This is a genomic window from Pseudonocardia sp. NPDC046786 (assembly GCF_040645415.1).
Classification (GTDB): Bacteria; Actinomycetota; Actinomycetes; order Mycobacteriales; family Pseudonocardiaceae; genus Pseudonocardia; species Pseudonocardia kongjuensis.
The window spans coordinates 1-23,430 of sequence record NZ_JBEYYF010000044.1 but is presented as its reverse complement, the minus strand read 5'-3'; the positions used below and the strand labels follow the sequence as shown (position 1 = coordinate 23,430).

27 protein-coding genes and 1 pseudogene are annotated in these 23,430 nt (G+C 73.9%); 14 read left to right on the top strand and 14 right to left on the bottom strand.

The genetic code is table 11. The features are described 5' to 3' along the window. Nucleotides 1-181: pseudogene (locus tag ABZ881_RS30110) on the top strand (hypothetical protein); the annotation flags it as partial. Here ABZ881_RS30110 and ABZ881_RS30105 read toward each other — a convergent pair. Then, nucleotides 173-892 carry an MBL fold metallo-hydrolase gene (locus ABZ881_RS30105; RefSeq protein WP_358489296.1) on the bottom strand — a complete coding sequence of 240 codons (720 nt, stop codon included), beginning with the start codon at nucleotides 890-892 and terminating at the stop codon, nucleotides 173-175. The pseudogene ABZ881_RS30110 and the gene ABZ881_RS30105 overlap by 9 nt on opposite strands. Before the next feature lie 27 nt (nucleotides 893-919). After that, nucleotides 920-1,579, bottom strand: a complete 660-nt coding sequence (locus tag ABZ881_RS30100) for a DUF429 domain-containing protein (RefSeq protein WP_358489294.1) — start codon at nucleotides 1,577-1,579, stop codon at nucleotides 920-922. Nucleotides 1,580-1,597: 18 nt separating this feature from the next. Between ABZ881_RS30100 and ABZ881_RS30095 the strand changes: the two genes are divergently transcribed. Genes ABZ881_RS30095 through ABZ881_RS30080 form a run of 4 tightly spaced genes read left to right on the top strand, consistent with a single transcriptional unit; the run spans nucleotide 1,598 to nucleotide 3,870 of the window. Next, entirely contained in the window at nucleotides 1,598-2,065 is a 468-nt protein-coding gene (locus ABZ881_RS30095; RefSeq protein ID WP_344019674.1) for a ribose-5-phosphate isomerase, read from the top strand. Continuing rightward, nucleotides 2,065-2,880, top strand: a complete 816-nt coding sequence (locus ABZ881_RS30090) for a DNA-formamidopyrimidine glycosylase family protein (RefSeq protein ID WP_358489292.1) — start codon at nucleotides 2,065-2,067, stop codon at nucleotides 2,878-2,880. The genes ABZ881_RS30095 and ABZ881_RS30090 overlap by 1 nt, the downstream gene beginning before the upstream one ends. A gap of 49 nt (nucleotides 2,881-2,929) precedes the next feature. Continuing rightward, entirely contained in the window at nucleotides 2,930-3,670 is a 741-nt protein-coding gene (locus ABZ881_RS30085) for an HAD-IIA family hydrolase (RefSeq protein ID WP_344019842.1), read from the top strand. Between the two features lie 50 nt (nucleotides 3,671-3,720). Beyond that, nucleotides 3,721-3,870 (top strand): hypothetical protein, encoded by a 150-nt coding sequence (locus ABZ881_RS30080; RefSeq protein WP_344019670.1) that lies wholly within the window; start codon nucleotides 3,721-3,723, stop codon nucleotides 3,868-3,870. A 10-nt stretch (nucleotides 3,871-3,880) separates the two neighbouring features. Here ABZ881_RS30080 and ABZ881_RS30075 read toward each other — a convergent pair whose 3' ends face one another. Then, on the bottom strand, nucleotides 3,881-5,989 hold the full coding sequence (locus ABZ881_RS30075; protein WP_358489290.1) for an AMP-binding protein: 2,109 nt from the start codon (nucleotides 5,987-5,989) through the stop codon (nucleotides 3,881-3,883). A gap of 66 nt (nucleotides 5,990-6,055) precedes the next feature. After that, entirely contained in the window at nucleotides 6,056-6,757 is a 702-nt protein-coding gene (locus tag ABZ881_RS30070) for a MerR family transcriptional regulator (protein ID WP_358489289.1), read from the bottom strand. A 414-nt stretch (nucleotides 6,758-7,171) separates the two neighbouring features. Between ABZ881_RS30070 and ABZ881_RS30065 the strand changes: the two genes are divergently transcribed. Continuing rightward, nucleotides 7,172-7,453 (top strand): hypothetical protein, encoded by a 282-nt coding sequence (locus ABZ881_RS30065; RefSeq protein ID WP_358489287.1) that lies wholly within the window; start codon nucleotides 7,172-7,174, stop codon nucleotides 7,451-7,453. An 84-nt stretch (nucleotides 7,454-7,537) separates the two neighbouring features. On the opposite strand, the gene ABZ881_RS30060 is transcribed toward ABZ881_RS30065, so the two are convergent. Beyond that, a complete protein-coding gene (locus ABZ881_RS30060; protein ID WP_358489285.1) occupies nucleotides 7,538-9,004 on the bottom strand; it encodes an NAD(P)/FAD-dependent oxidoreductase in 1,467 nt (488 codons plus the stop codon). A gap of 181 nt (nucleotides 9,005-9,185) precedes the next feature. On the opposite strand from ABZ881_RS30060, the gene ABZ881_RS30055 reads away from it, so the two are divergent. After that, entirely contained in the window at nucleotides 9,186-10,049 is an 864-nt protein-coding gene (locus ABZ881_RS30055; RefSeq protein ID WP_358489284.1) for a universal stress protein, read from the top strand. Here ABZ881_RS30055 and ABZ881_RS30050 read toward each other — a convergent pair. Next, nucleotides 10,039-10,596, bottom strand: a complete 558-nt coding sequence (locus ABZ881_RS30050; RefSeq protein WP_358489282.1) for a thioredoxin domain-containing protein — start codon at nucleotides 10,594-10,596, stop codon at nucleotides 10,039-10,041. The two genes, ABZ881_RS30055 and ABZ881_RS30050, sit on opposite strands and share 11 nt — an antisense overlap. 22 nt (nucleotides 10,597-10,618) lie before the next feature. On the opposite strand from ABZ881_RS30050, the gene nhaA reads away from it, so the two are divergent. Next, on the top strand, nucleotides 10,619-11,959 hold the full coding sequence (gene nhaA / locus ABZ881_RS30045) for a Na+/H+ antiporter NhaA (RefSeq protein WP_358489280.1): 1,341 nt from the start codon (nucleotides 10,619-10,621) through the stop codon (nucleotides 11,957-11,959). A gap of 9 nt (nucleotides 11,960-11,968) precedes the next feature. Here nhaA and ABZ881_RS30040 read toward each other — a convergent pair whose 3' ends face one another. Next, nucleotides 11,969-13,033: a winged helix DNA-binding domain-containing protein gene (locus ABZ881_RS30040; RefSeq protein WP_358489279.1), complete on the bottom strand. Its 1,065-nt coding sequence runs from the start codon at nucleotides 13,031-13,033 to the stop codon at nucleotides 11,969-11,971. Next, entirely contained in the window at nucleotides 13,030-13,338 is a 309-nt protein-coding gene (locus tag ABZ881_RS30035; RefSeq protein WP_358489277.1) for a DUF4180 domain-containing protein, read from the bottom strand. Before ABZ881_RS30035 ends, ABZ881_RS30040 begins: the two co-directional genes overlap by 4 nt. 244 nt (nucleotides 13,339-13,582) lie before the next feature. Here ABZ881_RS30035 and ABZ881_RS30030 point away from each other — a divergent pair, with 244 nt between their 5' ends. The 5 genes from ABZ881_RS30030 to ABZ881_RS30010 all read left to right on the top strand — a co-directional run bounded on the left by ABZ881_RS30030 (nucleotide 13,583) and on the right by ABZ881_RS30010 (nucleotide 16,051). Then, complete coding sequence (locus ABZ881_RS30030; RefSeq protein WP_344019644.1) at nucleotides 13,583-14,134, top strand: RNA polymerase sigma factor; 552 nt, start codon at nucleotides 13,583-13,585, stop codon at nucleotides 14,132-14,134. Then, the gene (locus ABZ881_RS30025; RefSeq protein WP_358489275.1) at nucleotides 14,131-14,721 is read left to right on the top strand and encodes an Asp23/Gls24 family envelope stress response protein; all 591 of its coding nucleotides are present in this window, start codon (nucleotides 14,131-14,133) and stop codon (nucleotides 14,719-14,721) included. The genes ABZ881_RS30030 and ABZ881_RS30025 overlap by 4 nt, the downstream gene beginning before the upstream one ends. Continuing rightward, complete coding sequence (locus tag ABZ881_RS30020) at nucleotides 14,718-15,101, top strand: STAS domain-containing protein (protein ID WP_344019640.1); 384 nt, start codon at nucleotides 14,718-14,720, stop codon at nucleotides 15,099-15,101. Before ABZ881_RS30025 ends, ABZ881_RS30020 begins: the two co-directional genes overlap by 4 nt. A 270-nt stretch (nucleotides 15,102-15,371) precedes the next feature. Continuing rightward, nucleotides 15,372-15,662 carry a metalloregulator ArsR/SmtB family transcription factor gene (locus tag ABZ881_RS30015; protein WP_358489273.1) on the top strand — a complete coding sequence of 97 codons (291 nt, stop codon included), beginning with the start codon at nucleotides 15,372-15,374 and terminating at the stop codon, nucleotides 15,660-15,662. Further along, on the top strand, nucleotides 15,659-16,051 hold the full coding sequence (locus tag ABZ881_RS30010) for a VOC family protein (protein ID WP_358489271.1): 393 nt from the start codon (nucleotides 15,659-15,661) through the stop codon (nucleotides 16,049-16,051). Before ABZ881_RS30015 ends, ABZ881_RS30010 begins: the two co-directional genes overlap by 4 nt. Here ABZ881_RS30010 and ABZ881_RS30005 read toward each other — a convergent pair. The 6 genes from ABZ881_RS30005 to ABZ881_RS29980 form a co-directional block, all read right to left on the bottom strand. Further along, a complete protein-coding gene (locus ABZ881_RS30005) occupies nucleotides 16,048-16,959 on the bottom strand; it encodes a phosphotransferase (protein ID WP_358489270.1) in 912 nt (303 codons plus the stop codon). The genes ABZ881_RS30010 and ABZ881_RS30005 overlap by 4 nt on opposite strands. Nucleotides 16,960-16,988: 29 nt before the next feature. Continuing rightward, complete coding sequence (locus tag ABZ881_RS30000; protein ID WP_358489268.1) at nucleotides 16,989-18,902, bottom strand: S9 family peptidase; 1,914 nt, start codon at nucleotides 18,900-18,902, stop codon at nucleotides 16,989-16,991. A 72-nt stretch (nucleotides 18,903-18,974) separates the two neighbouring features. Next, nucleotides 18,975-19,409 carry a methyltransferase domain-containing protein gene (locus ABZ881_RS29995; protein ID WP_358489266.1) on the bottom strand — a complete coding sequence of 145 codons (435 nt, stop codon included), beginning with the start codon at nucleotides 19,407-19,409 and terminating at the stop codon, nucleotides 18,975-18,977. Between the two features lie 68 nt (nucleotides 19,410-19,477). After that, nucleotides 19,478-19,801, bottom strand: a complete 324-nt coding sequence (locus tag ABZ881_RS29990; protein WP_358489297.1) for a multidrug efflux SMR transporter — start codon at nucleotides 19,799-19,801, stop codon at nucleotides 19,478-19,480. Between the two features lie 5 nt (nucleotides 19,802-19,806). Continuing rightward, nucleotides 19,807-21,747 (bottom strand): S9 family peptidase, encoded by a 1,941-nt coding sequence (locus ABZ881_RS29985; protein ID WP_358489264.1) that lies wholly within the window; start codon nucleotides 21,745-21,747, stop codon nucleotides 19,807-19,809. 68 nt (nucleotides 21,748-21,815) lie between these two features. Next, nucleotides 21,816-22,532 carry a MerR family transcriptional regulator gene (locus ABZ881_RS29980; RefSeq protein ID WP_358489262.1) on the bottom strand — a complete coding sequence of 239 codons (717 nt, stop codon included), beginning with the start codon at nucleotides 22,530-22,532 and terminating at the stop codon, nucleotides 21,816-21,818. Nucleotides 22,533-22,671: 139 nt separating this feature from the next. Here ABZ881_RS29980 and ABZ881_RS29975 point away from each other — a divergent pair, with 139 nt between their 5' ends. Then, complete coding sequence (locus ABZ881_RS29975; RefSeq protein ID WP_358489260.1) at nucleotides 22,672-23,340, top strand: Ltp family lipoprotein; 669 nt, start codon at nucleotides 22,672-22,674, stop codon at nucleotides 23,338-23,340. The last annotated feature ends 90 nt before the right edge of the window (nucleotides 23,341-23,430 follow it).

Sequence of the window (23,430 nt, the reverse complement as noted above, 5' to 3'; positions counted from 1 at the left end):
CGATGGTGGCCCGACCGGTTTCGACAACGGTCGCGCGGTCTGCGAGCTGCACAACCAGCTGCGCGAGCAGCCCGGGTGGTGGGTCGAGCCGACCGTCGAGGGCACCCGAACCACCACCCCGACCGGGCACACCTACCTGCACCGGACGGAACCGCTGCACGACCGGGGCCGGTCAGGGTGAGGCCCGCGCGAGCCGGGCCAGGTCCGCCTGCTGGCGGGCCGCCTCGCCCGGCGTCATCGGGTCGCCGTGCCCGGGGACGTACCGCCGCGCGCCCCGGGTGAGCAGCGTGGCCAGGGCGCCGGCCCAGCGGCCCGGGTAGGCGTCCGGGCCGACCGCGGGCGGGTTGCCGTTCTCCAGCAGGTCACCGGCGAACAGCACGGCGGCGTCCGGGACGTGCACGGCCAGATCGTGCCCGGTGTGCGCGGGTCCGGGATGCAGCAGCTCCACCCGGCGCCCGCCCAGGTCGAGGGTGTGCGTGCTGCCCGGGCGCGGGCAGACCGGCCGGTCCGGGAGCACCGGCACGGTGCCGGCCAGCGCGTCGGCGGTGCCGGTGTCCCCGGCGTCGCGGTAGTGCCGGACCCACTGCGCCCGCTGGGCGGCCGCGGTCACCGCGATCGCCGCGGCGCAGCCCGCCTGCGCGTGGACCGGCGAGCCGGGGAACGCCGACGTCCCGAAGCAGTGGTCGAAGTGCGCGTGGCTGATCGCCACCAGCACCGGCAGGGCGGTCAGCTCCCGGACGGCGGCGGCCAGCTCGGCGCCCTGCACGTCGTCGCCCCGGGTGTCGATCACCAGCGCCCGGTCGGTGCCCAGGACGAGCCCGGTGGTCAGGTCCAGCTCGGCGTGCCTGCGGGCGAGGACGCCGTCGGCGAGTTCGGTCCAGCTCCCGTCCACACCGCCCATCCTGCCCCGGTGATCGGGTCAGACCGCGATCGTGTCGTGCGGCGGGGTGCCCAGGTGCTCCGCGGTGCCGCGGACGACCCGTTCGGCGGTCCAGGCGCAGGCCAGCGCATCCAGCACGTCGTCGAGCCGGGCGGCACCGGGCAGGCCGCCGAGCAGCCGGGCCGGATCGACCCACCCGGCGAGCGCGGCGATCCGCTGCCCGGCGCCGCGGGCGGTCTTCTTGGAGCCGAAGCCGACCTCCGGGGCCATCGTGCGGAACGACAGCTCCGGATGCGCCTCCACCACCGATCCCGGCAGCTCCACCCGCTGGAACTCGCGGATCTTCGGCACGATGTTCCAGGTCTGCACACTGATCTTCCGGCCGGTGATCCGCTGCGCGGCGGCGCAGGCGTCGGCGTAGGTCCGGGCCGCCAGCACCTGCTCCGGCGGGGTGGGGAACAGCGAGGAGCGGGCGGTACCCAGCCGGGCGGCCGCCGCGACCTCGGCCGGCCGCCGCTCGCCACCGGCCGGGAGCGCCAGCGGGATGTCGATGCCGACGGCGTCGCAGCCGGCGGTCGTCTCCAGCACCGCGGCCGCGTCCGGCAGCACCGACCAGCTCACCCGCCGTGCCCGGCCGGTGCCGGAGAGCACGCAGACCGCCCAGCCCCCAGGGACCCCGTCCACCCCGCCGACACGCATGGGGGATGATCCTGCCTCGTGCGCGTCTACCTGGGCAGTGACCACGCCGGTTTCGAGGTCAAGGGCAAGCTCGTCGAGCACCTGACCGGACAGGGCCACGAGGCGGTCGACGTCGGGGCCCCGACGTACGACGCCCTCGACGACTACCCCGCCTGGTGCATCGAGACGGCCCGCCGGGTCGTCGGGGACCCGGGCTCGCTCGGGATCGTGCTGGGCGGGTCCGGCAACGGCGAGCAGATCGCCGCGAACAAGGTGCAGGGCATCCGGGCCGCGCTGGCCTGGAACGAGGCCACCGCGACGCTGGCCCGGGAGCACAACGACGCCCAGGTGATCGGCGTCGGCGCCCGCCAGCACCCGTTCGCCGAGGTCGTCGCGATCGTCGACGCCTTCCTCGCCACCCCGTTCTCCGGCGACGAGCGGCACCAGCGGCGGATCGACCAGATGCTCGACTACGAGCGCACCGGCGAGATCGAGCTCCCGAGCTAGTGCCGGAGGGGCACACGCTGCACCGCCTCGCGCGGCTGCACCGCAGGCTGTTCGTGAAGCGGCCGGTCGCGGTGTCCAGCCCGCAGGGCCGGTTCGCGGCGTCCGCCGCGCTGCTCGACGGCGAGGTGATGACCGGCGCCGAGGCGCACGGCAAGCACCTGTTCCACCGGTACGGCGCCGGGCGTGTCGTGCACGTCCATCTCGGGCTGTACGGGACGTTCGTCGAGCACGAGCTGCCGGCGCCGGAGCCGGTCGGGCAGCTGCGGATGCGGCTGGTCGGCGAGACGCACTACGCCGACCTGCGCGGCCCGACCGCCTGCGAGCTGCTCACCGCGGCCGAGGTGCGGGCGCTGCGGGTCCGGCTCGGGCCCGATCCGCTGCGCCGCGACGCCGATCCGGAACGGGTGTGGGAGCGGATCTCGCGCTCGCGCAGCCCGCTGGCGACGCTGCTGATGGACCAGGCCGTGATCGCCGGGGTCGGGAACGTGTACCGGGCCGAGCTGCTGTTCCGGCACGGCCTCGATCCGCTGCTGCCCGGCCGGTCGCTGGGCCGGGAGACCTGGGACGCGATGTGGCCGGACCTGGTTGCGCTGATGCGCGACGGCGTGCGGACCGGGCGGATCGACACCGTCGCCCCCGAGCACGACCCGCGCCGCCGGGGCGAGCCCGGCCGGCGCGACCGGCACGGCGGCGAGGTCTACGTCTACCGCCGGGCCGGCCTGCCCTGCCTGGTCTGCGGGACGCCGGTGCGACACGCCGAGCACGCCGCGCGGAACCTGTTCTGGTGCCCGACGTGCCAGCCGGCACACGGTTAGGGTCCGGCCCGTGGTGGAGCAGAAGCCGATCGAGTGCTGGATGACCGACATGGACGGTGTCCTCGTCCGCGAGGGCAGCATCGTCCCGGGCGCGGACACGCTGCTGTCCCGGCTGCGGGAGAAGGGCGTCCCGTTCCTCGTCCTGACCAACAACAGCATTCACACCCCGCGTGACCTGCGGTACCGGTTGCAGGCGACCGGACTGGACGTGCCCGAGGCGTCGATCTGGACCTCGGCGCTGGCGACGGCGGCGTTCCTGTCCGAGCAGCGCCCGCAGGGCAGTGCCTACGTGATCGGCGAGGCCGGGCTGACCACCGCGCTGCACGACGTCGGCTACGTCATCACCGACCGCAATCCGGACTACGTCGTGCTGGGGGAGACCCGCACCTACAGCTTCTCCTCGATCGCGACGGCGATGCGGCTTGTCGAGAAGGGCTCCCGGTTCGTCGCCACCAACCCGGACGCGACCGGGCCGTCGCCGGAGGGCATCCTGCCAGCGACCGGCTCGGTGGCGGCGATGATCTCCAAGGCGACCGGGGTGGATCCCTACTTCGTCGGCAAGCCGAACCCGCTGATGATGCGGGCGGCGCTGAACCGGCTGGGCGCGCACTCCGAGTCCACGGTGATGATCGGCGACCGGATGGACACCGACATCCTGGCCGGGCTGGAGGCCGGGATGCGCACGGTGCTGGTGCTCACCGGGATCACCCGGGAGTCGGAGATCGACCGCTTCCCGTTCCGCCCGTCGCGGGTGGTCCCGTCGGTCGCCGACCTGGTCGACGACGTCTGACCCGGCGCGTGCGCTTGCGAATCACACGGTTGTGGTTCACCCTCGAACGCATGTACGGAAACGAGGTGTCCTGGTGCCGGTGCCCCGGTTGCGGCACCGAGGCCGAACTGCCCGCAGCGGAGACCGCCGGGGTCGCGGTGCCGTGCCCGGACTGCACGGACCCGATGGTGCCGGAGTGGACCTGGGAGTCCGCGGCCTGACCGGGCCCGGTCAAACCCGGAAGCCCAGCGCGCTGTCCTCGCCGCGTCCCAGCGCGGCCACGTGGTCGTCGACGGTGGTCAGCGAGTGCAGGTCGTGCCCGTTGCGCATGGCCGAGACCAGTGCGCGCTCCGCGGCCTCGATGCCCTCCGCGGTGTCGATCACCGCGGCCAGCCGGTCCGGGGCGGCGATGAGCAGCCCGTCGTCGTCGCCGCAGACGATGTCGCCGGGCACCACCACGATGCCGCCGAACGACACCGGCTCGTCGACGGTGCCCGGGTCGCGGGTGCTGCCCGACGCCGGGCAGGTGCCCCGGGCGAACACCGGGAACCCGATCGACCGCAGCCCGCGCAGGTCGCGGACCAGGCCGTCGACGACGATCCCGGCCAGCCCGCGGCGCTTCGCCTCGTTCGCGAACAGCTCGCCCGCCACCGCGCGGGTGCCGCCGGCCCCGGCGACCACCAGCACCGATCCGGGCGCGGCGGCGCGCAGCGCGGCGAACATCGGCAGGTGGTCGTCGACGCAGGAGACGGTGACGGCGGGGCCGACCATCGTGACGCCGGGAACCAGCGACCGGATGGCCGGATCCACCACCGGGAACGACTTGTCGGCGTCGCACAGCGAGGACACCTGCATGTCACGCAGCCGGCCCAGGAGATCGGTCATCGCACGATCCTCTCTCCTGTGCCCGGCCGGGGCGAACGCGGAGCGGCGGACCTTGCCGGCGTCGTCGCGCAGCGGCCGGTCGACGAACTCGTAGCTGCGCGGGAGCTTCGGTGGGCCGAGCAGCGCGGCCATGTGCGTACGCAGCCGGTCGGCGAGACCGGCCGTCCGGTCCGCCTGCACGACGGCGTGCACGATCCGGCCGTAGTCGTCGTCCGGGAGCCCGACGACGACGGCGTCGCGCACCTCCGGATGCGCCAGCAGCGCCGCCTCGACCTCGGCCGGGTACACGTTCGCGCCGCCGACCAGGATCATGTCGGCCCGCCGGTCGGCGAGGTACAGGTAGCCGTCGGCGTCGAAGGAGCCCATGTCGCCGAGCGACTCCCAGCCCTCCCGCTCCCGGGCCGCGGCGCCCAGGTAGTGGTAGGTCGGCGGGCCGTCGGGGCGCATCCAGATCTCCCCGGTGCGGCCGGGCGGGAGCTCGCGGAAGTCGTCGTCGCGCACCGTGATCCGGCCCCGGACGACCCGCCCGACCGAGCCGGGACGGGCCAGCCACTCCCGGCCGTCGATCGCGGTGCCCGCCTGTGACTCGGTGCCTGCGTAGATCTCCAGCACCGTCTCCGGCGGGACCTGCTCCAGCCAGCCGCGCTTGACCTGCGGCGGGCACGGTGCGCCGACGTGCAGCACGGTGCGCAGCGAGCCCAGGTCGGCCGCCGCCCAGTCCGCGGCGGGCAGCCGCAGCATCCGCCCCATCATCGTCGGGACGACGTAGAGCCAGGTGACGCCGTGCTCCCCGACCAGGGACAGCGCGCGGGCCGCGTCGAACCGCTGCATCAGCACGACGTGATGGCCCTGCAGCAGCGCCATCAGCGAGAACATGTACGGCGCGTTGTGGTGCAGCGGCGCGGTGCAGAGCAGGACGCCGTCGCGGTCGATGCGCAGCCCGTCGACCCGGGCCAGCACCTGCTCCACACAGGCGGCCTGCCCGGCGACGATCAGCTTGGGCCGCCCGGTGCTGCCGCCGGAGGTGGGCGCCTTCCAGGACGGTCCGACCACGTCGGGCAGCGGGCCGTCGTCGAAGCCGGTGAGGTCGGCAGGCCCGGCGTCGACGACGAGTGCGGGCCGCGCGACCGCGAGCACGGCGTCCCGCTCGGCGGCGGGCAGCCGCGCCGAGAGCGGCTGCGGGACCGCGCCGAGCTTCCACGCCGCGACCGAGCACTCCAGGTGGTGCACGGTGTTCGGGAGCGCGATCGACACCAGGTCGCCGTGGGCCACGCCGCGGTCGGCGAACGCGCGGGCGAGCCGGTTGGTGCGCGCGTCGAACCCGGCCCGGGTGAGCACGGTGTCGCCGTCCGAGACGAGCGGGGCGTCCGGGGCCTGCGCGGCCAGCGACCGCAGCCGGACCGCGAGCGGGGTCGCGCCGGGGGTGGGCAGGGGTGGTGGGAAGCGCGGCGTCATCGGCGGTCTCCTGGCGGGTGGGCGGCCGGGACCGACGGTAGGCGCCGCCGATCCCGGCCGCACCGCTCAGCCGCGCGGCACCCGTCCGATCCAGTCGATCATCGCCTGGTCCGGCCCGCCCGCCGCGCTCACCTCGGCGGGGTTCTCCGTGCGCATCCGGTCGAGCCGCGCCCGCAGCTCGGGGTCCCCGCGGTGGAACTGCGCGAGCAGCTCCGCCCACCGGGCCGCCAGCGCCCGCACCCGCGGGTGGGACGGGTCGGTACCGGCGTCCATCTCGGCCCGGACGGCCGCGATCAGCTCCGGCCACTGTGCGGCCGTCGCCTCGCCCTCGGCCCGCCGGGCCTGCAACCCGGCGACCTGCTCGGGCGTGAAGTACTGCGCGAACGTGTCGTTCACCCTGCTCACCTCGTCGATCATCCTCAGTACGTCCGACGGGGCCGGGTCCGGCGTGTCCCGCAACCGCTCGACGACACCGGCGAGCGTGCCGCGCAGCGACTGCAGCGCGACCAGCCGGGCGTCGACCTGCTCCAGGTGCGCGGCGAGCACGGCGCCGAACGCCCCGGAGGCCAGCAGGTCCCCGATGGTGTCCAGCGGCAGTCCCAGCTCGCGCAGGGCGACCACCTGGTAGACGCGGCGCACGTCTGCGTCGTCGTAGACCCGGTGGCCCGACGGCGTGCGCGCTGACGGCACGACCAGCCCGCGCTCCTCCCAGTGGTGCAGCGTGCGCACCGTCAGCCCGGTCGCGCCGGCGAGCTCACCCACCCTCACCCGTACCCCTCCTGTCGGGCCGTCACCTCGTGACGGCAGGATCGACGATGCGGCCTCACGTCGCGTGAGGATCAAGTGCCGACACGCCGGAGTCTGCGACACGCCGTCACGGAATCACTCCGGTGGGTGGTGCGCTGCGGAACGTCCGGCCCGGTGTGTCGTCACCCGGTGCGACGGTGGCCGGTCGCTCGGGAACGGTCCGTGTCCGTCGTCGTGCGGGAACCCGTCCGCGCCGCTTCACACCTCCGTTCCGGCACCGGTCGTCACCGGGTCACCCGTCCGGGTCGTTGCCGTATCCCCGCCGGTGACCGCCTGCCTACCGTCCGCTTGCCGCGACGCACAGAAGTCCCGGCAGTGCGCACGGCACTCGTGCGGCACGTCCGACCCACCGGACACACGATCGGGGAGAGAGACATGCGCAGGAAGCTCGCGGTCACCGGGATCGCCGTCGTCGCGGCGCTGGTCGCCTTCAGCCCGCTCGCGTCGGCGGCTCCGGCCACCGACGACGACGGCGACTCGTTCGTCCAGGACGTCGGCAACACCCGGGGCGACCAGTTCGGTCTGGTGAACCTCGACGACGTCAACGTCCTCAACAACGTCGACGTCTGCCCCGGCATCAACGCCGCGGTGGGCAACGTGCTCGGGATTCTCGGGGGAGGCGCCGCCCAGAACCGGGACAACCCGACGAGCTGCTGAGACCCGCCGGCTGAACACGCCGGCAAGCCTCCGCCCCGTATCCCGCCGCCACGGGATGCGGGGCGGACGGCGTCGAACCGTGGATCAGGCCGGTCGCGACGGCGCGTGGAAGACGTAGTCGGTGGGGTCCACGCGGCGGGTGCGGTCGTCGTACTCGCGCATGTAGCCGGGCCAGTTGGTGACGATCCGGCCGGTGTCGTCGCGGTACCAGGAGTCGCAGCGGGTCCAGGCGGTGCCGGTGAACCGGGCCTGCAGCTCGGCGTCGTAGGCGCGTTCGACGTCGGAGCGCACCTCCACCGCGCTGCTCCCGCGCCGCTGCGCCTCCTGCAGGGTCTCTCGGACGTAGCGGACCTGGTGCTCCAGGTAACGGATGATCGACCCGCCGGAGGTGTTGGTGTTCGGTCCGTAGAGGACGAACATCGACGGGAACCCGGGCACCGTCATCCCCAGGTAGGCGTGCGCGCCGCCGGACCACTCGTCGGCCAGCGAGCGCCCGCCGGGGCCGGTGACCGCCATCGGGAACATGAAGTCGGTGGCCGCGAACCCGGTGCCCCAGATGATCGTGTCCACCTCGTGCGTCCGCCCGTCGGCGGTGCGCACCCCCTCCGGCACGATCGCGGTGACCTTCTCGGTCTCCAGCGACACGTTGTCCCGCTGCAGGGCGGGCAGCCAGTGCGAGCTGAACAGCACCCGCTTGCAGCCGAAGGTGTAGTCCGGCCAGACCTTGCGCCGCAGCTCCGGATCGCGCAGCTGGGTCCGCATGAACAGGGTCGAGTAGAGCTGTCCGACCCGGCCCCAGGTGGCCGGGTGCCGGATCATCAGGGTGATCGACTCGCAGTACTCGGTGATGAACCGGCGGCGCCGGCGTTGCAGGCCGGGGACCCGCCGGATCGCGGCCCGCCACCACGCCGGGAAGGCCCGGTTCCGGCGCGGCAGGAACCAGTTCCCGGTCCGCTGGAAGACACTCAGCTGCCCGACCTGCGGTGCGATCGCGGGCACGAACTGGACCGCGCTCGCCCCGGTGCCGATCACCGCGACCCGGCGGCCGCGCAGGTCGTGGTCGTGGTCCCAGCGGGCCGAGTGGAAGGTGTGCCCGGCGAACGTGTCGAGGCCGGGGATGTCCGGCACGACCGGGCGGTTGAGCTGGCCGGTCGCCACGATCAGGACGTCCGCGGTCCAGGTGCGGCCGTCCTCGGCGGTGGCGGTCCACGGGCCGTCCGCGCGGGGCCGGTCGGCGGAGACGATCCGGACGCCGGTCTCGACCAGGTCGGCGACGCCGAACTCGCGGGCCACGTCCTGCAGGTAGGCCAGGATCTCCGGTTGCGGTGAGCAGAGCCGCGACCAGTCGGTGCGCTGGGCGAACGAGTACGAGTACAGGTGGCTCGGGACGTCGCAGGCGGCACCCGGGTAGGTGTTGTGCAGCCAGGTGCCGCCGATGCCGGGGGCGGCGTCGACGACGGTCACGTCCCGGATGCCGTGGGCGCGCAGCTCGATCGCCGCGGCGATTCCGCCGAAGCCGGCGCCGACGACGAGAACGCTCGGTGCGTGCATGGGACCTCCCTGTCACCAGTGGCGGCCGCCACCGTAGCGATCTTCGGACGGATCGTGGGTGCCGGGCACGGCCCGCGCGGGCCTGTCGATACCGCCCGCGCGGGCCCGGGATGCGGGGTGCGGTCCGGGGGAGCACTGTGGAGGCCGGAGATCGGAACCGGCCGGGAACGGGGTGGTGGTGATGGGTGCGATCGTCGTCGGGGTGGACGGATCGGACGCGGCGCTCGGCGCGGTCCGGTGGGCGGCGGCGGAGGCCGCGCACCGGCGGGCCGGGCTGGAGCTGGTCCACGCGTTCGACGTCGCCGGGCTCTACGCCGACGCCTCCGTCGCACCCCTGCTCGACGACGTCGAGGCCGCCATGCGCGACGAGGCCCGCGCGGTCCTCGACGCGGCCCGGGACGTCGCGGCGCAGGCCGCGCCGGGCGTCGCGGTCGAGACCCGGGAGGACGCGGAGGCGCCGTCGTCGGTGCTGCGCGAGGCGTCCGGGACGGCGTCGCTGGTGGTGCTCGGCTCGTCCGGCCGCGGCCGGATCGGTACCGCGCTCGGCTCGGTCGTCCTGGCGGTCGCCTCGCACGCAGGGTGCCCGGTGGTGGTGGTCCGCGGGTCGGCCCGGCACGGCGCACCGGTGCTGGTCGGGGTGGACGGGGGCCCGCTGTCCGACGCCGCGCTGGAGCACGCCTTCGCGATGGCGTCGGCGCACGGTGCGGGGCTGGTCGCGCTCTACGCCTGGCACGACGGCCGGTCCCCGGCCTTGCGCGCGGCCGGGGCCTTCGACCGACTGCGCGACGACGAGGAGCGGGCGCTCGCCGAGCGGCTCGCCGGCTGGTCGGAGCGCTACCCGGATGTCGCCGTCGAGCGGGTGATCGAGCGCTCCGAGCCGAGCCGTGCGCTGGCCGCGCGCAGCGCCGACGCCTCGCTGGTGGTCGTCGCGACCCGGGGGCGCGGCGGGTTCACCGGGCTGCTGCTGGGGTCGACCGGGCTGTCGCTGATCCAGCACGCGCAGTGCCCGGTGCTGCTGGTCGGGCCGGGGGCCGTCACGAGCTGACCGGCTCCTGCTCCAGCGCCGCGGTCAGGGCCTCGACGGTGACGTCCCCGTGGTACTGGTACCCGTTCACGAACAGCGTCGGCGTGCCGCGCACCCCGCTCCGCACCGCCGCGTTGAACCCGGCCTCCACCCGGTCCTCGACCTTGCGGGTGGCCGGCCAGAGCACCCGCTCCGGCGGCACCCCGGCGGTCTCGGCGTGCCGGGCCAGGTCGTCCTGGCTCAACCGGGGCGGGCCGGGGGCGAACATCGCGTCGTGCATCTCCCAGAACCGGCCCTCCAGCGCGGCCATCTCGGCGGCCAGCGCCGCGGCGAGCGCGTGCGGGTGCAGTTCGTGCAGCGGGAAGTGCCGGAACGCGAACCGGAGCCGGTCGCCCAGCCGTTCCCGGACCTGCCCGATCACCGGCACCGCCGCGCGGCAGTAGGGGCACTCGTAGTCGCCGTACTCGACCAGCGTGAACTCCGCCGTCGGCGGTCCCAGGGTGTGGTCGTACGGGCCGACCGGTGGATCGAGCGGGTTGATGGGACACCTCCTGCAGACAGCGTGCACTGCGCAACGGCAGGATCGTCGCATGGCGGTCACCACCCTGGTCGAGCGCGGCGATCTCTCCGACGCCGCCCGGCGCTTCCTCGGCACCGAGTCCGGATCGGCGGTGCTGCTGGTCGTCGCGGCGGTCACCGCGCTGGTCTGGGCGAACGTCGGCGCCGGTTACGAGGACTTCTGGCACACCGAGCTGGCGATCCGGCTCGGCGGTGGCGAGCTGGCACTGGACCTGCGGCACTGGGTGAACGACGGCCTGATGGTGCTGTTCTTCCTGTCGGTGGGCCTGGAGATCGCCCGCGAGACGACGCTCGGCGAGCTGCGGGGGATGCGGGCGATCGCCGCACCGGCGGCCGCCGCGGTCGGCGGGCTCGTCGTCCCGGCGCTGGTGTTCCTCTCGCTCAACGCCGGTGGGGAGGCGGCCGGGGCGTGGGGCATCGCGATCTCCACCGACACCGCCGTGATGCTGGGGGTGCTGGCGCTGCTCGGCCCGCGCTGCCCGGACCAGCTTCGGGTCTTCCTGCTGGCGCTGGCGATCGTCGACGACATCGGTGCGGTCGCGGCGATCGCGCTGTTCTACACCGACGAGGTCGACCTGGTGACGCTGCTGATCGCGGTGGTGCTGCTGGCCGGGCTGCTGGGCCTGCGGCACGTTCGGTTCTGGCGGACCCCGTTCTACGCCGTGATCGGCATCCTGACCTGGCTGGCGGTGCTGCGCTCCGGGGTGCACCCGAGCGTCGTCGGGGTGGCGCTCGGCCTGCTGGTGAACGCCTACGCGCCGCGCCGGCAGGACATGGCGGCCGCGATCGGGGCGGGAAAGAACTTCCTGCTCGACCCGACCCCGGAGCGGGCCAGGGCGGCGCAGGTCACCGCGGTCACCGCGGTCTCCCCGAACGAGCGGCTGCAGCAGCGGATCCAGCCGTGGAGCAGCTACGTGATCGTGCCGCTGTTCGTGCTCGCCAACGCCGGCGTGCTGCTGAACGCGCAGACCCTGTCCGCGGCCGCGACCTCCCTGCTGACCTGGGGCATCGTGCTCGGGCTCGTGGTCGGCAAGCCGATCGGCGTCGCGGCGGGCACCTGGATCGTGCTGCGCACCGGCCTGGGCCGGGTGCCGGACACGCTGCGCTGGGGCCAGCTGCTGGGCGGGTCCGCGCTGTCCGGGATCGGGTTCACGGTGGCGCTGTTCGTCACCGAGCTGGCACTCGACGACGAGCTGCTGATCGCCGAGGCGAAGATCGGCATCCTGACCGGGTCGATCCTGGCGGCGCTGTCCGGCTGGCTGGTGTTCCGGCTGGCCGGGGAGCGCGGTGGGCAGTGCTCGCCGAGCGGCATGCCGACGCTGCCGCCGCGGCCGTGGCGCCCGGTGGACTGACCGGCCCGATCAGTCCGGTCCGCCGGTCAGGAACCCGCGCAGCCGTTCCGCCTCCTCGGCGACGGCACCGGCCTCGGCCCGGGTGAACGGCCGCAGCGGGTGCACCGGGAGGTCGTCGCCCGACGTCGTCCAGGTGCCGGCGACCCGGCCGTCGACCAGCACGAACCGGGCGCCGGTGACGCTCAGACCGCGGTGCGCGTCGTCGATGATCCGGCTGCGGTCGTCGAACCCGAGCACGGCGTTGTCGAAGGCGGGCAGGAACCGCGGCGGCGCCGGGGTGTCCGGGTCGGGCAGGGGTGCGTCGTCGACGTCGAGCAGCTCGCGGCCGCGCTCGTCGCGGAAGGTCCGCAATCGCGGCCGCAGCCGTTCGACGACGGCGGGCAGCCCGGTCAGCCCGCACCAGGCGCGCAGGTCGGCGCTCGTTGCCGGGCCGAACGCGCGCAGGTAGCGCAGCACCAGCGGGCCGGCGTCCGGTTCCGGATCGGGGTCGCTGCCCAGCCAGCTGCCGACGGTCGTGAGCCGGGCCGGGCCGGCGCCGTCCCAGGTGCCCCGCGGCGGGACCTGGACCAGCGGGACGACCGAGACCGCGGCGTCGGCCAGCGCGGCCCGGCCCGCTCCCGGGAACCGGTCGGAGACCAGCCGGGCGACCTCCGCGCCGGTGCGCGGGGTCTCGGCGAACAGCGGCCGCACCGCGTCGGCGAGCGCGGCCGGGTCCACGCCGGGCAGCTCGGCGCGACGGGCGCCCCAGGTCCGCTGGGTGATCATCGGCTGGCACAGGCCGCGGAAGGCGAGGCAGTCGGCGGCCGTCACCAGGTGCACGGTCCGGCGGATCAGCACGGTGCGCACCAGTGTCCGGTCGTGCAGCGCGGCCGAGGCGGGGCGCGGATCGAAGTCCCCGATCCGGGACCACAGGCCGGTGTAGGGCTCGCGGGGCTCCTGGGCCTGCAGGCCGCCGAGGTGCGCAACGGTCCCGGCGACGCCGGAGCCGCCGCCGGGGTCCGGGGCGTGCCGGGCGAGCAGGTGCTGGCGGGCGAGCGTCGCCCGGTTCAGCGCCCGCCGGTCCAGCACCGTCATCCGGTGAACCGAAGCGTGCCCGCGCCCTCGTTGGCCTCGCGGACCCAGTCGGCGACCGGGCCGGGCTCCGCGGTCCACCGGGAGATGTCGCCGACCACGCTGAGCCGGACGCCGTACTGCGCGAACTTCTGGGTGATCGCGCCGGCGAGTCCGCTGCGCAGCCGGAAGAACTCCGGGGCGAGCCGCTGCACCGGGATCTCGACGAGCTCGGCCTGCTGCCCGAACGCGTCGCCGAGGACGTCGATCGCGTCGGCCTCGGAGGCGATCACGGGGCCGTCGGCGGGCAGGGTCAGGACGCGGGTCATGCCGGGCAGCACAGCAGGACGGCGCCCATCGCGGCAACAGCATTCACGGTCGCGCAGAACTGTGATGCACATCACCGAACCGGGACCGTGAGGATCCGCGAATGCGTGTGTCCCACTGATGCCGAGGAAGGGGACCGACGCCCCGTGAGCCACCCGGGGGGTCTCACGGGCCTCGGACCGGCCGGGCCCACCCGGGGGCGGGCCCGGCCGGGCGTTCGAACGAGGGGGCTCCGAGGTGCCGCGGGTGGGGGAGAACGACCGGCTCGACGCGGCCGCCGACGACTGGCTCATCGGGAAGGTCAGGGGCGGCGACGTCGATGCCTACGAGGAGCTGGTGCGCAGGCACCGGGACCGGATCTACCGGATCGCGCTGCGGATGGTGGGGAATCCGCACGACGCCGAGGACGTCGCGCAGGACGTCGTCGTCTCGCTGTGGACGGCGCTGACCGGCTTCGCCGGGGACAGCCTGTTCACCACCTGGCTGTACCGGGTGGTGGTGAACCGCTGCATCAACCTGATCAACAGACGTCCCCGGTACGAGTCGCTGGACGATCCGGACGTGGGCGTCTCGCCGGGCGCGGACCTGCAGGTGGAGGCGAAGGGGCACGCCCGCGCGGCGCTCGCCGCGGTCACCGCGCTCCCGGCCGAGCTGCGCGCCCCGGTGGTGCTCGTCGACATCGAGCAGATGACGTACCAGGAGGTGGCAGCCATCCTGAACGTGTCCGAGGCGACGGTCCGCGGACGGTTGTACCGGGCGCGACGACGGCTCCTCGACACCCTGCGGGAGTGGGCATGACCAGCCACGACGAGGTCGCCGGGACGGGCGACCGGCTGGCCTGCGGGCGTTCGGTGGACGAGCTGCTCGATCAGGTCGCGGCCGGTCGGGCGGACCGGCGCGACGGGCACCAGCAGGGCTGCGTGCACTGCCAGGCGGCGCTGGGCGAGTACGGGCGGCTGTGGTCGCCGGTGCGCGAGCTCGCCGCCCAGCCGGTCGCCGCCCCGCAGGGCCGGATCGACCGGATCCTGCGCCAGATCCGCGGCGTGCTGTCCGAGCCCGATCACGCGGTGCTGGCCGGCCCGGACGGCGTCACCCGGATCGCCGCGCGGGTGATCGTGGTGACCGCCCGCCGGTCCGCGCAGTCGGTGCCCGGGGTCCGGGTCGCGCTGAGCCGGACCCTCGATGCGAACGGCACCGGCGACGGCGTCGTCGCGGGCGTCGCCGGGGCCAGTACGGCGATCGAGATCGTGCTCGCCGCCGACTACGGGCAGGACCTGCACGCGCTGGCCGAGCGGGTCCGGCGGACCGTTGCCGACCGGGTGGGTGCGCTGACCGGGCTGTCCACCACGGAGCTGACCGTCGTGATCGACGACGTGCTGCGATGACCGGCGGGACCGCGCTGGCCGAGGAGCTCGCGATCGATCCGCTGCGGGCGACCGCCGAGTGCCGCGCCGACGGGTCGGTCGTGGTCCGGTGCCGGGGCGGGCTCGACGCGGCCACCGCGCCCCCGTTCGCCGAGTTCCTGATCCGCTGGCTCGACCGGTGCTGCTGCGTGGAGCTCGACCTGTCCGGGGTCGACCACCTGGCGGCCGCCGGCGTCGCGGCCGTGCTCACCGGCTGCCGGCACGCCGACCGGGAAGGGCGGCACCTGCGGCTGGGGCCCGGCCGTCCGCCGGTGGTGGTGCGGGTGCTGGCGGCCGCCCGGGTCGTCGTCGGCGACCGGCCGGGGGCGCCCTGCCCACGGCACCGGGAGCCGGCCGCCTGACGATCGTCGGGGTGGCCGATCGTCGGATCCGCCGGGGCCCGTCCGGCGGTGAGGGAGCTGCACGTCGTCGAGGGGCACGGTGAAGGTGCACGTCAGCGCGGTGTTGGGCCGGCGCGGCGTGCGGAACCGGGTGCAGGCGGCGCTCGTCGCGCACGAGCACGACCTCATCCCGCAGTGGCGTCCGGGGTGTCCGCGGGATCCCGCTCTCCCGCACGAGCGGCCGGTCGTGGCATTGACATGCAAGCCGTGACTTGCCTATAAAGGTGCACCGTGGAGGCGGACCTGTTCCGGGCGATCGGCGACCCGACCCGCCGGACCATCCTGGACGAGCTGACGGAGAGGGACGGTCAGACGCTGTTCGAGATCTGTGGACGGCTGACCATGAAGCACGGCCTCACGTCGTCCCGGCAGGCGGTCTCGCAGCACCTCGCGGTGCTCGAGCAGGCCGGGCTCGTGCACACCCGCCGGCAGGGCCGGTACAAGTTCCACCACATCGACACGGGCCCACTGCGCACGATCGTCGAACGGTGGCCCATCGACCGAGAGGAACCGGATCCATGATCCGCATCGTCGTCACCAGCGTCTTCGTCGACGACCAGGCCAAGGCGCTCGCGTTCTACACCGACACGCTCGGCTTCGTGAAGAAGGCCGACCTGCCAGCGGGGGAGTACCGCTGGCTCACCGTTGCCTCCCCGGCCGACCCGGGCGGCGTCGAGCTGCTGCTGGAGCCGGACGGGCATCCCGCGGTGCGCCCGTACAAGGAGGCCCTGGTCGCCGACGGGATCCCGGCCACCCAGTTCGCCGTCGACGACGTGTACGCCGAGGTGGAGCGGCTCAAGGGCCTCGGAGTGCAGTTCACCCAGGACGCGACCGACCTCGGGCCGGTGGTCACCGCCGTGCTCGACGACACCTGCGGCAACCTGATCCAGATCGCCACCGTGAAGGTCTAGCCGGCCGCCCGCCACTGCTCGAGCACCGGGACCAGGTAGTCGGCCAGCACCGGCAGCTGCGGGGTGAGCGCGAGGGCGGCGATCGCGCGCAGCGTCCCGACGGCGTCGACGAAGGCCACGACGTCGTCGTCCAGCGGGCGCAGGCCGGCCCGCCGGGCGCCACGCTCGTAGGCCGACCGCAGATCCGGGCCCAGGGTCGCCAGGTCCCACTCGACCGGGCCCGTGGTGACCAGCTCGAAGTCGGCGAACAGCGGTCCGTCGGTCCCGGCGAAGATGTTCGCGGGCGGCGAGTCGCCGTGCACCGGGCGGACCTCGACCCCCGGGAACGTCCGCTCGAACGCGGCCCGGGAGTGCACCAGCGGCTCCAGCTCCTGCCATTCCCGGCGGGCGCGCAGCACGTCGTCGGGGGTGAGCAGGTCTCCGCGCGCGGCGAGCTGGTCGAGGGCGTCCGGTACGTGCCGCGGCTCGTCGGAGGTCAGGAACGGCAGCGGCCCCGGGTACCCGTGCAGGGCCGCATGCAGGTCGGCGACGCGCTCGGCGTTCGCCGCGTAGTCGGGCTCCGCGGCCCGGTCCTCCTCGGTGAACTGCCAGAACGTCATCGAGAACCCGCCGCGCCGCACCGGCTCGCGCGGCACCAGCGGGCTCGGCGGGATCACCGGCGTGCCGCGCTCCGCGAGCCACCCGGCCACATCCAGCTCGGCCCGCTGCCGGCCGGCCAGGATCTCCGGCGTCGTCGAGTGCGGGAGGACGACCGGGATCCGGGCCACCACGGGTGCCGGGGCGAGGTGCACGACCACCGAGAACAGATCGTGCAGCACGGCGGCGTCGGTCACCGCGAGCCCGAGCCCGCGGGCCGCCCCGACGGCGGCGTCGAGGGCGGCCGAGGTGCGTGCCGGGTGATCACTCATGGGGTGATCGTTCCATCCCACACCGGCGGCTACTCCGCGCGGCGCCCCCCGAGGTGCTCGGCGAGGTGCCGCTCGGTCGCCCGGTGCAGCAGCACCTGGTTCTCCGGGTTCTGGAAGCCGTGCCCCTCGTCGTCGGCGACGATGTACTCGACCGGCACCCCGCGCTCGCGCAGCGGCGCGACGATGTTGTCCGACTCGGCCTGCACCACCCGGACGTCGTTGGCGCCCTGCGCGACCAGCAGCGGCGTGCGGATCCGGTCGACCATGGTGATCGGCGAGCGGCGGCGCATCTCGGCCAGCTGCTCCGGGTCGTCCGGGTCGCCGACGTAGGCGATCCAGTTGTTGGTCATGTTCGCCCGGACGAACGGCGGCAGCGTCGCGAGGAAGTTCGCCAGATCGGAGATGCCGACGTAGTCGACGGCGGCGGCGAACGTGTCCGGGGTGACCGTGACCCCGACGAGTGCGGCGTACCCGCCGTACGAGCCGCCGGCGATCCCGAGCCGGGCCGGGTCGGCGTAGCCCTGCGCGACGGCCCAGTCGACGGCGTCGATCAGGTCGTCGTGCATCGCCCGGGCGAACTCGCCGATCGCCGCCGTGATGTGTCGGCGGCCGTAGCCGGTGGAGCCGCGGAAGTTCACCTGCAGCGCGGCGTAGCCGCGGTTCGCCAGGAACTGCACGGTCCGGTTGAACACCCAGGTGTCGTGCATCCACGGCCCGCCGTGCACGAGCAGCACCAGCGGCAGGTTCGACGGCTCGACGCCGACCGGCAGGGTCAGGAACCCGTGCAGCGGGAGGCCGTCGCGGGCCGGGAAGCTCACCGGGGTGGTCGGCGCGAGATCGGCCGGGTCGACCGGCCGGTACTGGAACAGCAGCCGGGCGTCACCGGTGGTGTGGTCGTAGAACCAGCTCGTCCCCGGCTCCCGGTCGCCGGCGAAGGTGGCGACCCAGCGCAGCCCGTCCAGGTCGGACGACACGGTCTCCAGCACGCCGTCGGACAGCTTCTCCAGCGCGGCCTGGACCTGCGCGAAGTGCGGGTCGAGCGGCACGATCCGCGGCCGGTCGCCGGTGAAGCGGGCGGCGATGATCTCCCCGGTGCGCCGGTCGGCGAACACGGTCGGGGGCATGGTCTCGGAGATCGAGCTGAGGGTGTCCAGGCTGTGCCCGTCGACGGCGGCCACCACGGTCAGCTCGCCGGTGTCCCGGTCGAGCCGCAGCAGCCGCAGGTCGTCGGACCCGTGGTAGTCGGCGAGCAGGGCGCCGGTGCCGTCCGGGAGTGGGGAGAGGAACAGCCCCACCGGGTGCTCAGGGCCGCCGGCCCGGTGCAGGATCCGCCGCTCGCCGGTGCCCGGATCGGCGGCCGAGATCTCGTAGGTGCCGTCGGTCGCCCGCGCCACGTGCCAGGTGGCGCGGCCGGTCCGGTCGACGAAGAACATGTCGGCCGGGTCGGTCCGCTCCACCAGCGGGGTGGTCGCCCCGGTGTCCAGCTCGATCCGGAAGACGTCGACGAACAGCGGCCGCGGGTTCATCCAGGCGATCACGGTGCCGGGCACCGTCGTCTCCGGGTCGACGGCGAACACCCGGGAGCCGGGCTCCAGCGGGGTCAGGTCGACGGCCGGCTCGTCCGGCCGGTCCAGGTCGACCCGGTAGAGGTGCCAGTCCTCGTTGCCGTCGGTGTCCTGCAGGTAGAGCAGCCAGCGCGGGTCGTCGGTCCAGTGGTAGGTGGAGATGCCGCGCCGGTCGTCGTGGGTGACGAGGACGGCCTCGGAGTGGTCCTGGTCGATGCCGCGCACCCAGACGTTGCGCCGGCCGAGGGCCGGGGCGAGGTAGGCGACGCGGGTGCCGTCCGGGGAGATCGACGGGGACGAGAACTCCGGGTCCGCGAAGAGCGCCTCGACGTCGATCAGCGCCGGCCGCTGGTCCGTGGGGCGTCCGGTCACGCTCATGCTGTGCTCCGATCATCGGTTCGTCAGGACCATCGGACAGCATGCCGCTGCGGCACGGTCAAGTACGGCGGGTCAGCCGATCGGGGGCAGCCGCAGCTCGCGCAGCGGTGCGCCGCCGTCGACGAACAGCCGTCCGTGCGGCGTCAGGACCGCCGCGATCCGGTCCAGCGCGATCCGCCCGACCGCCGGGTGCCGGCCGTCGAGGGCGCCGACCCGGACGGCGAACGCCAGGTCGAACGGGTCCTCGCCGTCGGCGGGCAGCAGGTCCTCGACGGCGACCTGCCGGACGCTCATCAGCCCGGCGCCGATCTCGGCGGCGGCGTTGCGGCGGGCGAGGGCGACGCTGCGCGCGGAACGGTCGATCATGAGGACGTGGCCGTCGCCGATCCGTCCGGCGACGGCCCGGGCGGCGGCCCCGGGGCCGCCGCCGATCTCGAGCACCCGCACACCCGGCCGCAGCGGCAGGGCGTCGACGATCGCGGCGAGCCGGGCGGACAGCGGGCTCACGCCGGGCCGGCCGCGGTCGTCGTCACACCCGAGATCAGAGCAGGACGGGGCCGCGCGGTCCACCCCGGTCAGTGCGCGGCACCCAGCTCCAGAGCCAGCACCCCGGCGATGACCAGTCCGATTCCGCCGAACTGGACGGGGGTGAGCGTGTCACCGAGGAAGACCGCACCGATGATCGCGACGAGCGCGACGCCGGCGGCGGCCCAGATCCCGTAGGCGACCCCGACCGGCACCCCGGCCTTGAGCACCTGGGACAGCAGGCCAAAGGCGCCCAGGTAGCCGATCACCACCAGGACCGACGGGACGAGCCGGGTGAATCCCTCGGACAGCCGCAGGTTGATCGTCGCCATCACCTCGAGCACGATCGCCCCGGCGAGCAGCAGGTAGGCCAGCATGGTCAGACCTCGCCCCCGGTGCGTCCGCCCAGGTGACGGGCCAGGAACCGCTCCAGCGTGTGGTACAGCTCGATGTTGCTGTCCGGGTTGACGAACCAGTGGCCCTCGCGCTCGTTGAGCAGGTACTCGACCTCGGCGCCGCGGGCCCGTAGTGCCTCGACGACCCGGTCGGAGTTGCTGCGGTGCACCCGCAGGTCGTTCGCGCCGTGCACGAGCAGCACCGGTGCGGTGATGTCGTCGACCCGGGTGATCGGGGACCGGGCGAGCATGTCGGCCTTCTGGGCCGGGTCGCTCGGGTCGCCGAAGTACCGGACGTAGCTGTTCACCAGCATCTTGCGGGCGAACGGGATGATCCGGTCACTGAGATCGACCAGGTCGGACATGCCGGTGTAGCTGATCGCGGCGGCGAACCGGTCCGGGGTGAACGAGGCACCGACCAGCGCGGCGTAGCCGCCGTAGGAGGACCCGTAGATCGCGACCCGGTCGCGGTCGGTGTAGCCCTGGTCGATGGCCCAGTCCAGGGCGTCGATGACGTCGTCGTGCATGCGGCCGGCGAACTGTCCGATCGCGGCCTGCATGTGGGCCTTGCCGTAGCCGGTGGAACCGCGGAAGTTGACCTGCAGCACGGCATAGCCGCGGTTGGCCAGCAGCTGCACCTCCGGGTCGTAGGTCCAGCTGTCGCGATACCAGGGCCCCCCGTGCAGCAGCACGACGGTCGGCAGGTCACGGTGCTCGGTCCCGACCGGCAGCGTGAGGTGGCACGGCAGGTCGATGCCGTCGCGGGCGGTGATCGTGACCGGGGTGACCGGCGCCAGGTGGGCGGGGTCGAGGTGCGGGTAGGGACGGAACAGCCGACGCGCGGTTCCGGTGGTGTGGTCGTAGAACCAGGTGGCCCGGTGGTCGCGGTCGTGGGTGAAGTCGACGACCCAGCGCACGCCGGTGGTGTCGCAGGAGACGTGGGCGAGGTCGCCGTCGGACAGTTCGGCCAGCCGGGGGAGGACCTCGGCGAAGCGCGGGTCGAGGGCGTGGATCTCCTGGCGGGCACCGAGGTACCGCGCGCCGAGCAGTTCTCCGTCGCCGGGGTGCACGATCAGCGAGGACGGGAAGCGAGGATCGGCCTCGGGCCGCGGTGTGTCGAGATCGAACACCGGGTGGCTGTCGACCCCGATCTGTTCCCCGGTGTCGAGGTCGACCCGGACCAGACGGGTGCGGTCCGAGCCGCGCGCCGACCCGATCCACAGTCCCGTCCCGTCGGGGGTCGGTACGAAGGGGGAGACGCCGAAGGGATGATCGAGACCGGAGAACCGGCTGATCAGGCGGGGTTCACCGGCGTTCCAGTCGGACAGCAGGTGCGTGCCGTCCTCGGTGATGCCGAAGGTGAGGATGCGTCCGGTCGGCGTGTACACCCAGCCGATGACGTCGCCGGGGTTGGCGGCGAGCAGACTCAGCCGGCCGCTGTCGAGGTCGAGCTCGTGCAGGTCGATCAGCTCGGGGCTGCGCCCGTTGAGCTCGACGATCACCGTTCCGGGATCCCGGGTGAGCTGGGTGCGGGTCACGCGCACGCCGTCGATCGGGGTGAGGTCGGCAGCGGGCCGCTCGGGGTGAGCCAGGTCGACCCGGTGCAGGTGGACGTTCTCGTCGCCGTCGTCGTCCTGGAGGAACAGCAGGAACCGCGAGTCGGCCGACCAGAGGAACGTCTCGATGCTGCGGTGGTCGTCGGCGGTGACGCGGCGCGACGCCGGGTCGTCCATCGCGGGGGTCTCGGGCCAGTCGCCGTCCAGGTCGCGGACGAAGATGTTCAGCCGGTCCCGCCAGGGGGCGAGGTAGGCGACCTTCGTGCCGTCCGGCGAGATCTGGGCGTTGCTGCGCGCGGGCGGGGCGAAGAACTCCTCGACCGTGATCAGCGGGGTGATCGGTGCGGTGATCTGTGGTGTGGTGGCCATGTCCACGAGTCCAGACCCGGACGTAGCGTCGGACTCAAGCCCGGCGACAGTGATTCACATCACAGTGCTCACGAGATCGCCAGACGCTGCTCGACCAGGCGCAGGACGCGGTGCTGTATCGGCCGCAGGTTGTGTCCGCTCAGCTCGTCCAGTAGCGCCGATGCCCGTCCGTCCAGTCCGGACAGGCCGTCGATCCGGGTCGCCACCGTTTTCAGCTGGGCGGTCAGGTCGTCGACCAGCGCGGCGACGACGTCCTCGGGGGTGTCGGAGTCGAGCGCGTAGAAGCGCGCGGTGAGCGGGGCGGTCGCCGCGCCGCCGCTGAGCAGGGCGACGAGATCGGCGTGCCCGGACTCGTCGAGCAGGTGCCCGAGCAGTAGCAGCTGCTCGTGCTCGTAGCGCGCCATGCCGGCCTGCAGCTCCTCCGGCGCGGTCCGCAGCGCCGCCAGCTCCGGCGGGAGATCGGGCGGGGCGCCGGTACGGCGCAGCACGGCGATGCTGTCGCGCCGGGCCGTCAGACGCTCGATCTCGGCGGTGGCCTCTCGGTCGAGCTCGTCGAGCAGCCGCTGCGCGGCCGCCGGATCGTCCAGCACCGCCGGCACCTGCGACAGCGGGACGCCGAGCGCGGTCAGCCTGCCGATCCGCAGCAGCCGGACGAGATGGCCGACGTCGTAGTGCCGGTAGCCGCCCGACGAGCGTGGCGGCTCGGCCAGCAGGCCGATCTGGTGGTAGTGCCGCAGCGTGCGCACGGTGACGCCGGCGAGCTCGGCGAGTTCACTGCTCTGCAACGGGCCGCTCCTTCGACCCGGCCAGGGTACGCACGAACCGGGCGCCTCCGGTGATCCCGTGCGGCGCAGGGCCTCCACAGAACTGATGATCGGGTGCGGCGGATTGCAACACTCCGTCCTTTCCTGCGACACAAGCGCTGTGACAACTCCGCAGGCCCCGCAGGGTCCCTCCCAGGACATCCCGTCCGACCAGTACCCGATGCACGGTCAGATCCCGCAGCAGTGGGCCCCGACCTACGCCTACCCGGCGCCGCAGCCGCCGCAGCCCCCGGCTCCGATACGACGGCGGAAGTGGCCGTTCATCGTCGGCGGCGCCGCAGCGCTGATCGTCGTCGTCGCCGTGTCGGGCACCGACGACGGGCCCACGGAGCCCACGGCGGCAGCGGCTCCGTCCTCTGCGCCCGCCGTCGCCCCGTCCACACCGGTCGTCGTCCCGCCGGTGGTCGAGGCGCCCGCACCGAGCAGCGTGGCGTCCGCCCCGGAGACGTTCGCCGCGGCAGAGCCGGCCGCACCCACCTTGTCGGTGAGCCGGCAGAACGCCATCCGGTCGGCCGAGAGCTACCTCGACTTCAGCGCCTTCTCCCGCCAGGGGCTGATCGACCAGCTGGAGTTCGAGGACTACTCCACCGCCGACGCTACGTACGCCGTCGACAACGTGACCGTGGACTGGAACGAGCAGGCCGCGAAGTCCGCGAAGAGCTACCTGGACTTCACCTCGTTCTCCCGCGGGGGGCTCATCGACCAGCTGGAGTTCGAGGGCTTCACCCGTGCGCAGGCCGAGCACGGCGCGAACTCCGTCGGGCTCTGAGCTTGAGCTTTAACCTGTGCGCCGGTGGTGTCTGGTGTCGGTGCTGGTCGTGCGGCGTGTCGTCGGGACATGGCGCGGCCACCGCTTGAT